Source organism: Burkholderia sp. E168m23, assembly GCF_016586125.1.
Classification (GTDB): Bacteria; Pseudomonadota; Gammaproteobacteria; order Burkholderiales; family Burkholderiaceae; genus Burkholderia; species Burkholderia orbicola.
The window spans coordinates 1-11,578 of the sequence record NZ_BCPP01000109.1; the positions used below are offsets into that span (position 1 = coordinate 1).

Annotated in this window: 9 protein-coding genes; 6 read left to right on the top strand and 3 right to left on the bottom strand. The window is 66.4% G+C overall.

The window, feature by feature from the left end:
* From paaE to JMF90_RS08585, 4 genes are all read left to right on the top strand, one after another.
* Nucleotides 1-1,054: 1,2-phenylacetyl-CoA epoxidase subunit PaaE (paaE, locus tag JMF90_RS08570; RefSeq protein ID WP_201325043.1), on the top strand; the 1,054-nt coding region annotated here is incomplete at its 5' end.
* A gap of 129 nt (nucleotides 1,055-1,183) precedes the next feature.
* Nucleotides 1,184-2,005, top strand: a complete 822-nt coding sequence (locus JMF90_RS08575; RefSeq protein ID WP_201316684.1) for a DUF1835 domain-containing protein — start codon at nucleotides 1,184-1,186, stop codon at nucleotides 2,003-2,005.
* A gap of 16 nt (nucleotides 2,006-2,021) precedes the next feature.
* A complete protein-coding gene (locus JMF90_RS08580; protein ID WP_006482923.1) occupies nucleotides 2,022-2,627 on the top strand; it encodes a TetR/AcrR family transcriptional regulator in 606 nt (201 codons plus the stop codon).
* Nucleotides 2,628-2,860: 233 nt separating this feature from the next.
* A complete protein-coding gene (locus JMF90_RS08585; RefSeq protein ID WP_027809712.1) occupies nucleotides 2,861-3,508 on the top strand; it encodes a GNAT family N-acetyltransferase in 648 nt (215 codons plus the stop codon).
* A 75-nt stretch (nucleotides 3,509-3,583) separates the two neighbouring features.
* Here the strand turns inward: JMF90_RS08585 and JMF90_RS08590 are convergent, their stop codons facing one another.
* Nucleotides 3,584-4,108, bottom strand: coding sequence for an Lrp/AsnC family transcriptional regulator (locus JMF90_RS08590; protein WP_011546655.1), 525 nt, complete (start codon nucleotides 4,106-4,108; stop codon nucleotides 3,584-3,586).
* Between the two features lie 214 nt (nucleotides 4,109-4,322).
* Here JMF90_RS08590 and hppD point away from each other — a divergent pair, with 214 nt between their 5' ends.
* A complete protein-coding gene (gene hppD / locus JMF90_RS08595) occupies nucleotides 4,323-5,420 on the top strand; it encodes a 4-hydroxyphenylpyruvate dioxygenase (protein WP_006477405.1) in 1,098 nt (365 codons plus the stop codon).
* Nucleotides 5,421-5,557: 137 nt separating this feature from the next.
* Here hppD and JMF90_RS08600 read toward each other — a convergent pair whose 3' ends face one another.
* A complete protein-coding gene (locus JMF90_RS08600) occupies nucleotides 5,558-5,752 on the bottom strand; it encodes a hypothetical protein (RefSeq protein WP_023476803.1) in 195 nt (64 codons plus the stop codon).
* Between the two features lie 330 nt (nucleotides 5,753-6,082).
* On the opposite strand from JMF90_RS08600, the gene JMF90_RS08605 reads away from it, so the two are divergent.
* Nucleotides 6,083-9,673: an indolepyruvate ferredoxin oxidoreductase family protein gene (locus JMF90_RS08605; protein ID WP_011546657.1), complete on the top strand. Its 3,591-nt coding sequence runs from the start codon at nucleotides 6,083-6,085 to the stop codon at nucleotides 9,671-9,673.
* 150 nt (nucleotides 9,674-9,823) lie between these two features.
* Here JMF90_RS08605 and JMF90_RS08610 read toward each other — a convergent pair.
* On the bottom strand, nucleotides 9,824-11,578 hold a 1,755-nt coding region (locus JMF90_RS08610; protein WP_201325044.1), incomplete at its 5' end, for an NADP-dependent malic enzyme.

Genomic DNA, 11,578 nt, shown 5'->3' on the forward strand with positions numbered 1-11,578 from the left:
CGACGTGCGGCCCGAGACCGCCGACGCCGTGACCGTCTCGTTCGACGTGCCGCCCGAGCTGCGCGACGCGTACCGTTTCACGCAGGGCCAGTTCGTCACGCTGAAGACCCACATCGACGGCGAGGAGACGCGCCGCTCGTATTCGATCTGCGTCGGCACGACGGACTATGACCGCGACGGCGAACTGCGTATCGGCATCAAGCGCGTGCGCGGCGGCCGCTTCTCGAACTTCGCGTTCGACACGCTGAAGCCCGGCCACACGATCGACGTGATGACGCCGGACGGCCGCTTCTTCACGCACCTGAACGCCGACCACGGCAAGCAGTACGTCGCGTTTTCCGGCGGTTCGGGGATCACGCCGGTGCTCGCGATCGTGAAGACGACGCTCGAGCTCGAGCCGCGCAGCACGTTCACGCTGATCTACGGCAACCGCAGCGTCGACGCGATCATGTTCGCGGAGGAGCTCGAGGACCTGAAGAACCGCTACATGAACCGCTTCGTCCTCTATCACGTGCTGTCGGACGATCTGCAGGACGTCGAGCTGTTCAACGGCGTGCTCGATCAAGCGAAATGCGCGGAATTCCTCGCGACCCTGACGCCGGCCGACGCGATCGACGAGGCGTTCATCTGCGGCCCGGCGCCGATGATGGACGCCGCCGAAGCCGCGCTGAAAGCGGCCGGCGTGCCGCCGGCGAAGGTGCACGTCGAGCGTTTCGGCACACCGCTGCCGCAGGCCGGCGCACCGGTCGTCGAGATCACCGATCAGACGCCCGCCGCCGACCTCGAAATCGTGCTCGACGGCAAGAAGCGCAAGCTGCGTCTGCCGTACGAAGGCGTGAGCCTGCTCGACGTGGGCCTGCGCGCGGGCCTCGCGCTGCCGTATGCGTGCAAGGGCGGCGTGTGCTGCACGTGCCGCGCGAAGGTGGTCGAAGGCGAGGTGCGGATGGAGAAGAACTACACGCTCGAGGAGCATGAAGTGAAGGACGGTTTCGTGCTGACGTGCCAGTGCCACCCGATCAGCGACAAGGTCGTCGTGAGCTTCGACGAACGTTGAGCGGCGTCGGACCGTCGCGACGCACCGGTTTCTCGTCGTCACACATCTCGCTTACACTAGGGGCCGCCGGCCGGCTGGACATCGCAACGTCCGCCCGGCCGGCGGTTTTCTTTTGTTGACGACAGGCCGATGAGTACCATTCATGTGATTCAGGGCGGCACCGCCGCCGCGTCGCTGCGCGAGGCCCTTGCGCAAGCCGGACGCGACGAGCGCGTCGTCGGGTTGCTCGACGATCTCGGCGTCGGGCCGCTGAAGGGCGTCGACGAGACGCCCGACACGCGCGCCGCCTTCTGGCAGCACGTGCTCGGCGACCAGATTCCCGACTGGAACGCGGAAATCGAGGCCGAATTCGCACGCCTCGACCAGCTCGCGACGGATGCCGGCCAGGTCGTCGTGTGGCACGCGCCGAGCGTCGGCGACAAGCTGCTGCTGCGCCGCGTCGCCTATCACCTGCGCAACGTGCCGCAACGCCTGAACGAGGTACGGCTGTCGGCCGCCGACCTCGACGCCGCGCCGCGCGCAGCGCTGTCGCGCACCGACCAGGCGTGCTCGACCGGGATGTTCTCGCCTGCGGAACTGGCGCGCAAGCGGCCGGCGGCCGCGCCGGTCTCGGTCCTGCGCATCGGCCGCCTCGCGCTCGAATGGCAGGAGGCGAAACATCTGAACGCCGAACTGCGTTATTGGGTCAGCAACACGATCAAGAGCGGCCACTACGCCGATCTCGACGCGCTGATCGTCGCGCGCGCGGCAGTCGACTGGCAGCCCGCGCGGCGCCTCGTCGGCAGCATCATGGCCGCCGCCGACCGCGGCGGCCTGTTCGTCAGCGACGCGATCGCGTGGTGGCGCTGCCGCGAACTCGCGGCAGCCGGCCGGCTCGAGCTGCAGGACGACGCGCCCGACGCCCTCTCTTCCACGCAGGTGCGTGCGGCCCGCGCCGCCGCGCACCGCTAATCTTCCGCATTCGACCATGGCCCGAACCCGAGCGCCCGACCACGAATCCCAGCGCGAGCAGATCCTCGATCTGGCCGCCGAGAAATTCGCGCAGACGAGTTACCCGAGCACGTCGATGTCCGATCTCGCGACCGCGAGCGGCACGTCGAAGGCGCGGCTCTATCACTATTACGAGAGCAAGGAAGCGATCCTGTTCGACCTGCTCGACCGCTACACGAAACGGCTGATGCTGATCATCGCCGAGGTCGAGGGCGCGAGCCAGCGGCGCGGCCTCAGCGAGCGCGACGCGTTCGCCGAACTCGTGCGCGCGTTCCTCGCCGAGTACGAGACGTCGCACAGCCGCCACGTCGCGCTGCTCAACGACGTAAAATATCTGGAGGACGCGCAGCGCGAAATCGTGCTCGATCGCCAGCGCGACATCGTCGCGGCGTTCACGCGGCAGCTCGCGCGCGCCTACCCCGACCGCATCTCGAAGGAAAACCAGACCTCCGTCACGATGATGGTGTTCGGGATGATCAACTGGACCTTCACGTGGCTGAAGCCGGGCGGGCGCCTCGGCTACCGCGACTTCGCCGAACAGGTGATCGACCTGATCGAGCGCGGGCTGTCGACGGCGGCCTGATTGCCGCGCAGCAGCATGCGTTGCGCGCCGGGCACAGTGCGACCGCCCGCCGCGCATTTCATATGATGAATTTTAAATCCGTTTAAAATCAAATAGATATAGAATGAACTAAGCGGATTTAGAATTCCCCCTCAGCACAAACAACGTCAAATACGGGTTTTCCCCAACCCCGCTCGGGTAAAATGCTGTTGCATTGCACAACCCGTTTGTGCGCCCACACTGAGGAACCCACGATGAACACGCAATTCAACGGCCGTGCCGATGCTGTCGGCAAGGTCGGTACTGCGCCGGTTCTCGTCAGGGAACTGGCTTCCAAAGACCGTGAGCAGATGCTCACCCACTTTCTCTCGCTCGACGAAGAGGACCGCCTGCTGCGCTTCGGCCAGATGGTGCCCGACCACGTGATCGAGAACTATGTCCGCACGATCGATTTCGGTCGCGATACCGTGTTCGGCGTGTTCGACCACGACCTCGAACTGATCGGCGTCGGCCATCTGGCCTATCTGCCGGCCGAGGGCGACAAGCGCACGGCCGAATTCGGCGTGTCGGTGCTCGAAAGCGCGCGCGGCCGCGGCGTCGGCTCGAAGCTGTTCGAGCGCGCGGCGATCCGCAGCCGCAACACGCACGTGACGATGCTGTACATGCATTGCCTGTCGCGTAACGCGACGATGATGCACATCGCGAAGAAGTCCGGGATGCGGATCGAGTACGCGTATGGCGAAGCCGATGCGTACCTGTCGCTGCCGCCGGCCGACCACTCGACGATCATCGCCGAAATGCTGCAGGAGCAGGCCGCGGTGTTCGACTATGCGATGAAGCGCCAGGCGCGCCGCACGTCGAAGTTCATCGAATCGCTGATGCCCACCGCGCTGACGGCCTGACGTCGGTAGCCTCGGCCAGCCGGGTTGCGCCTGCGGCGCGCCCGGCGCCCCCTCCTCCCTTCCCCGCCGCGCCAGCTAGCGCACCGAACGAATCGGCAACGCCGTCGTTTCCTTGAAGCAGTCCAGCGAGAAGCTCGTTTTCACGTCGATCACCGACGGGTGATGCAGCAGATGCTCCTGCACGAAGCGGGAGAAATGCGCCATGTCCTCGACCTGCACGCGCAACAGGTAATCCATGTCGCCCGTCATCGCATGGCACGCGACCACTTCCGGCCAGGTCTGCACGGCCGCGCGAAACAGCTCCGCGTGGGTCGCGCCCGCGCGCGCCGACGTCTCGTCGGCCCGCATCGGCGCGAGGCCGCCGCGCTTTTCGAGCCGCACGCTCACGTACGCGAGCAGGTCGAGCCCGAGCTTCTGCGGATTCAGCAGCGCGACGTAGCCGGTGATCACGCCCATTTCCTCGAGCCGCCGGATTCGCCGCAGGCACGGGCTCGGCGACAGGTTCACGCGCTCGGCGATCTCCTGGTTCGACAGGCGCCCGTTCTCCTGAAGAATCGCGAGAATTCGCCGATCGATGGCATCCAATTCGGCTTGCGCCATCTTCTGCCCTCCACTGATTATTTTGAGACTGGAAATTGCGCCATCGTAGGCGCGGGCGATTAAGTTCGCAAGTTTCCGCTCGCGGCCGGCCGCTACACTCTGTCGCATGTCTCGACTCGTCGCGCACGCTCATGGCGGGCACGGCCGTCGACATCGAACCCCGCCGGGCACGCGCACGCCGCCCCGGCCGATCGCCCCGCACAGGAGACACGACATGCAGATCCCCACCTGGGACAACCCCGTCGGCACCGACGGCTTCGAATTCATCGAATACACGGCACCGGACCCGAAAGCACTCGGACAACTGTTCGAACGGATGGGTTTCACCGCGATCGCGCGCCACCGCCACAAGGACGTGACGGTGTACCGCCAGGGCGACATCAACTTCATCATCAACGCCGAACCCGATTCGTTCGCGCAACGCTTCGCGCGGCTGCACGGCCCGTCGATCTGCGCGATCGCGTTCCGCGTGCAGGACGCGGCAAAGGCGTACCAGCGTGCGCTCGAACTCGGCGCATGGGGCTTCGACAACAAGACGGGCCCGATGGAGCTGAACATCCCGGCGATCAAGGGCATCGGCGATTCGCTGATCTATTTCGTCGACCGCTGGCGCGGCAAGAACGGCGCGCAGCCGGGCGCGATCGGCGACATCAGCATCTATGACGTCGACTTCGAGCCGATTGCCGGCGCGAACCCGAATCCGGTCGGCCACGGCCTCACCTACATCGACCACCTGACGCACAACGTGCATCGCGGCCGCATGCAGGAATGGGCCGAGTTCTACGAGCGCCTGTTCAACTTCCGCGAAGTGCGCTACTTCGACATCGAAGGCAAGGTGACGGGCGTGAAGTCGAAGGCGATGACGTCGCCGTGCGGCAAGATCCGCATCCCGATCAACGAGGAAGGCTCGGACACGGCCGGCCAGATCCAGGAGTACCTGGACGCGTATCACGGCGAAGGCATCCAGCACATCGCGCTCGGCGCGAGCGACATCTACCAGGCGGTCGACGGGCTGCGCAGCAAGGAAGTGAAGCTGCTCGACACGATCGACACGTATTACGAGCTGGTCGATCGCCGCGTGCCGAACCACGGCGAATCGCTGGACGAGCTGAAGAAGCGCAAGATCCTGATCGACGGCGCGCGCGACGACCTGCTGCTGCAGATCTTCACCGAGAACCAGATCGGCCCGATCTTCTTCGAGATCATCCAGCGCAAGGGCAACCAGGGCTTCGGCGAAGGCAACTTCAAGGCGCTGTTCGAATCGATCGAGCTCGACCAGATCCGTCGCGGCGTCGTGCAGGACAAGGCCTGACGCTTTCCGCCGCGCGGCGGCGGCGCCGGGCAACCCGGGCGGCCGCACCCTCCGCGCAGCGCAAAGAAAAAGGGCGGGAATCCGAGGATTCCCGCCCTTTTCATATTCCGGCGCAGCCCGCGGGCCGCGCGATCGCATCAACGCACGCTCGCCTTCGACTCGGCGGCACGTTCGGCCGACGGCTGGGCCGCGGCGTCCTGGGCCGGCACGATCTGCTGCATCTGCGCGCCGGCTGCCGCCAGTGCGCTCGCGCCTCGCGCGTGCACCGGGCCGGTCATCGAGAAAAACGCGGCGGACACGATCAGGAAACTCTGGATATGACGTGTGTTCATTGCACCTCCTGTAAAACTGCCGGCGCCTCCCCGACTGCGTCGGCACGAACCCACGCGGCCGGGCACCTCCGGCAGGCCGACAAGATTAACGGCATTTGCCCGAAGATCAACGCGGCTTTACATGCTTTTACATGATGTAACGCATCATCTCGCCCTGTTTCTCAATGTGCGGCCGCCCGTCTCTCCGCGTTGCGACCGATGGGCGGCGGGTTTGCCCCAGTGCTACCATCCCTTAAAACCGGCGAACATGCCGGCCACTGCAGACGCGTCCAAAAGATGCCGACGCAACCGAAGTTTTGGTGATCCCAGACCGGGTGGAGGAGACAGTTAATGAATGCCCCGCTAGACGCAGACCAACGCGCGTCGCTAGAAGCCGCGCTGAAGTCCGTCACGCTTGACGACAAATACACACTGGAGCGCGGCCGCGCGTACATGAGCGGCATCCAGGCCCTCGTGCGCCTGCCGATGCTCCAGCAGGAACGCGACCGCGCCGCCGGTCTCAATACGGCCGGCTTCATCTCCGGCTACCGCGGCTCGCCGCTCGGCGGCCTCGATCTGTCGCTCTGGAAAGCCAAGCAGCACCTGGCCGCCCACCAGATCGTGTTCCAGCCCGGCCTCAACGAAGATCTCGCCGCCACCGCCGTGTGGGGCTCGCAGCAGGTGAACCTGTACCCCGGCGCAAAATACGACGGCGTGTTCGGCATGTGGTACGGCAAGGGCCCGGGCGTCGACCGCACCGGCGACGTCTTCAAGCACGCGAATTCGGCCGGCTCGTCGCAGCACGGCGGCGTGCTGGTGCTCGCCGGCGACGACCACGCGGCGAAATCGTCGACGCTCGCGCACCAGTCCGAACACATCTTCAAGGCCTGCGGGCTGCCGGTGCTGTTCCCGTCGAACGTGCAGGAATATCTCGACTTCGGCCTGCACGGCTGGGCGATGAGCCGCTACTCGGGCCTGTGGGTCGCGCTCAAGTGCGTGACGGACGTCGTCGAATCGTCGGCGTCGGTCGATATCGACCCGCATCGCACCGAGATCGTGCTGCCGACCGATTTCATCCTGCCGGAAGGCGGGCTGAACATCCGCTGGCCCGATCCGCCGCTCGTGCAGGAAGCACGGCTGCTTGACTACAAGTGGTACGCGGCGCTCGCCTACGTGCGGGCGAACAAGCTCGACCGGATCGAGATCGATTCGCCGCACGCGCGCTTCGGGATCATGACCGGCGGCAAGGCGTACCTCGACGTGCGCCAGGCGCTGACCGACCTCGGCCTCGACGACGAAACCTGCGCGCGGATCGGCATCCGGCTCTACAAGGTCGGCTGCGTGTGGCCGCTCGAAGCGCAGGGCGCGCAGGCGTTCGCGCGCGGCCTCGACGAAATCCTGGTGGTCGAGGAAAAGCGCCAGATCCTCGAATACGCGATCAAGGAAGAGCTGTACAACTGGCCCGACGCGCAACGCCCGCGCGTGTTCGGCAAGTTCGACGAGAAGGATGGCGCCGGCGGCGAATGGTCGGTGCCGATGGGCAACTGGCTGCTGCCCGCGCACTACGAGCTGTCGCCGGCGATCATCGCGAAGGCGATCGCGACGCGGCTCGAGAAGTTCGAATTGCCGTCCGACGTGCGCGCGCGCATCGCCGCGCGGCTCGCGGTGATCAACGCGAAGGAAATGGCGCTCGCGAAGCCGCACGTGCAGACCGAGCGCAAGCCGTGGTTCTGTTCGGGTTGCCCGCACAACACATCGACCAACGTGCCGGAAGGCTCGCGTGCGATCGCCGGGATCGGCTGCCACTACATGACCGTATGGATGGACCGCAGCACGAGCACCTTCAGCCAGATGGGCGGCGAAGGCGTGCCGTGGATCGGCCAGGCGCCGTTCACCGACGAAAAGCACGTGTTCGCGAACCTCGGCGACGGCACCTACTTCCACTCGGGCCTGCTGGCCGTGCGCGCGGCGATCTCGTCGAAGGCGAACATCACCTACAAGATCCTATACAACGACGCGGTCGCGATGACGGGCGGCCAGCCGGTCGACGGCGTGCTGACGGTGCCGCAGATCACGCACCAGCTCGCGTCCGAAGGCGCGAAGAAGATCGTGATCGTCACCGACGAGCCGGAAAAGTACGACAGCCAGAACGCGCTGCTCGCGCCGGGCGTGACGATCCATCACCGCGACCAGCTCGACGACGTGCAGCGCGAGCTGCGCGAGATCGAAGGCACGACGATCCTGATCTACGACCAGACCTGCGCGACCGAGAAGCGCCGCCGCCGCAAACGCGGCACGTATCCGGACCCGGCCAAGCGCGTCGTGATCAACGACGCGGTGTGCGAAGGCTGCGGCGACTGCTCGGTGCAGTCGAACTGCCTGTCGGTCGAGCCGCTGGAAACCGAATTCGGCACGAAGCGCCAGATCAACCAGTCGAGCTGCAATAAGGACTTTTCGTGCGTGAAGGGGTTCTGCCCGAGCTTCGTCACGGTCGAGGGCGGCCAGTTGAAGAAGCCGAAGGCGGTGTCGGTCGACGGCAGCGCATTGCCGCCGATTCCCGAACCGACGCTGCCGGCGATCGATCGCGCGTACGGCGTGCTCGTCACCGGCGTGGGCGGCACGGGCGTCGTCACGATCGGCGCGCTGCTCGGGATGGCCGCGCATCTGGAAAACAAGGGCGTGACCGTGCTCGACGTCACCGGCCTCGCGCAGAAAGGCGGCGCCGTGATGAGCCACGTGCAGATCTCGCACGCGCCGACCGACATCCACGCCACGCGGATCGCGATGGGCGAAGCCGATCTCGTGATCGGTTGCGATGCGATCGTCACGGCCGGCGACGAGTGCACGTCGCGGATGCGCCACGACACGACACGGGTGGTCGTCAACAGCGCGCAGACGCCGACCGCCGAGTTCATCAAGAACCCGAACTGGGCGTTCCCGGGCCTGTCCGCCGAGAACGACATCCGCGCGGCGGCCGGTGTTGCGGTCGACTTCATCGACGCGAACCGCTTCGCGGTCGCGCTGCTCGGCGACGCAATCTACACGAACCCGTTCGTGCTCGGCTACGCGTGGCAGAAAGGCTGGCTGCCGCTGACGCTCGCGTCGCTCGAACGCGCGATCGAGCTGAACGCGGTGTCGGTCGAGAAGAACCGCGCGGCGTTCGACTGGGGCCGCCGCGCCGCGTACGACCTCGCCAGCGTGAAGCAGGCCGCGGCCGGCGACGCCCGCCCTGCGCAAGGCGCCACGGTGATCTCGCTGCACACGAAGAAGGCGGTCGACGCGCTGATCGCGAAGCGCGTGGAGTTCCTCACCGCGTACCAGAACGCCGCGTACGCGTCGCGCTATGCGGCCTTCGTCGACAAGGTGCGCGCCGCCGAACGCGCGCTGGCGGACGGCGACACGGTGCAGGAGCCGCTGACCGAAGCGGTCGCGCGCAACCTGTTCAAGCTGATGGCGTACAAGGACGAGTACGAGGTCGCGCGGCTGCAGTCCGACCCCGCGTTCCTCGCGCGCCTGACCGCGCAGTTCGAAGGCGACTGGAAGCTGAAATTCCACCTCGCGCCGCCGCTGTTCGCGAAGACGGACGCCCACGGCCATCTCGTGAAGAAGGCGTACGGCCCGTGGATGATGTCGGCGTTCCGGCTGCTCGCGAAGGCGAAGTTCCTGCGCGGCACGGGGCTCGACCCGTTCGGCCGCACCGCGGAGCGCCGCACCGAGCGCGCGCTGATCGGCGAGTACGAAACGCTGATCGACGAGGTGCTGACCCGGCTGAACGCGGCCAACCGCCCGCTCGCGCTCGAACTCGCGGCGCTGCCGGACGGCATTCGCGGCTACGGCCACGTGAAGGAGAACAACCTGCGTGCGGTGCGGCAGAAGTGGGACACGCTGCTCGCGAAGTGGCGGTCGCCGGCAGGCGGGCAGTCGCACCAGCAGGTCGCGTAAGGGCGCGCGCGGCGGGCATTCGCGGTCTGGACGCCCTTTCCGCGCCACCGTCGCCCTTACGGTTCACGCGAAAAAAAACGCCACGGAACGCAGGTTCCGTGGCGTTTTTCATTGTGCCGCGAGTAACGCGCGGCACACGCGGGCGTGGACTTACTTCGTGTTCACGTTCGCGGCGGCAACGGCCGTCATGTTGATGATCCGGCGCACGGTCGCGGCCGGCGTCAGGATGTGGACCGGCTTGGCGGCGCCGAGCAGGAACGGGCCGACCGTCACGCCTTCGCCGCCGACCATCTTCAGCAGGTTGTACGCGATGTTCGCCGCTTCGACGTTCGGCATGATCAGCAGGTTCGCTTCGCCCGACAGCGTCGTGCCCGGGAACGCCTGCTTGCGGATCAGTTCCGACAGCGCCGCGTCGCCGTGCATTTCGCCGTCGACTTCGAGGTTCGGCGCACGTTCGACGATCAGCTTGCGGGCCTCGGCCATCCGGCGCGACGACGCCGACGGCGCGCTGCCGAAGTTCGAGTTCGACAGCAGCGCGGCCTTCGGCGCGATGCCGAAGCGCTCGATCTCGGCCGCGGCCTGGATCGTCATGTCGGCGAGCTGGTCGGCGCTCGGCAGCTCGTTCACGTACGTGTCGCACACGAACAGGTTGCGGCCCGGCAGCATCAGCAGGTTCATCGCGGCGAAGTGCTCGGCGCCCTTCGCGCGGCCCAGCACCTGCTCGATGAACTTCAGGTGGCTGTGGAACGTGTCGATCATCCCGCAGATCATCCCGTCCGCATCGCCCAGATGGACGAGCATCGCGCCGATCAGCGTGTTGAACTTGCGCATCGCGGCCTTCGCGACTTCCGGCGTCACGCCGTCGCGCGCGCCGATCTCCTGATACGCCTGCCAGTAGCGGTGGTAGCGCGCATCGTCTTCCGGATCGACGATTTCGAAATCGACGCCGGCCTTCAGCTTCGAGCCGATCTTCTGCAAGCGCATGTCGACGACCGACGGACGGCCGACGATGATCGGCTTGGCGATCTTTTCCAGCAGCACGAACTGTGCAGCGCGCAGCACGCGCTCGTCCTCGCCTTCGGCGAACACGATACGGGCCTCCTTCTGCTTCGCGGCCGCGAACACCGGGCGCATCACCATGCCGGTGCGGTAGACGGTCGCGCCGAGCTGCTCGCGGTACGCGTCCATGTCCTGGATCGGACGCGTGGCGACGCCCGAATCCATCGCGGCTTGAGCCACCGCCGGCGCGATCTTGATGATCAGGCGCGGATCGAACGGCTTCGGAATCAGGTAGTCCGGCCCGAATTCGAGCGAATGGCCTTCATACGCCTTCGCGACTTCCTCGCTCTGGTCGGTTTCCTCGGCCAGCTCGGCGATCGCGCGCACGCACGCGAGCTTCATTTCTTCCGTGATCGTCGTCGCGCCGACGTCGAGCGCGCCGCGGAAGATGAACGGGAAGCACAGCACGTTGTTGACCTGGTTCGGGTAGTCCGAACGGCCGGTCGCGACGATCGCGTCCGGGCGCACGGCCTTCGCGTCTTCCGGGCGGATTTCCGGTTCCGGGTTCGCGAGCGCCAGGATCAGCGGGCGCTCGCCCATCGTCTTGACCATGTCCTGCTTCAGCACGCCCGCACTCGAGCAGCCGAGGAATACGTCCGCGCCGACGATCGCGTCGGCAAGCGTGCGCGCGTCGGTGTTCGCCGCATAGCGCTGCTTCGACGGATCGAGGTTGCCGCGCCCTTCGTAGATCACGCCCTTCGAATCGGCGACGAGGATGTTCGACTTCGTGAGGCCGAGGTTCACCAGCAGGTCCAGGCACGCGATCGCCGCCGCGCCCGCGCCCGAACACACGAGCTTCACTTCCGACAGCTTCTTGCCGACGACCTTCAGGCCGTTCAGGATCGC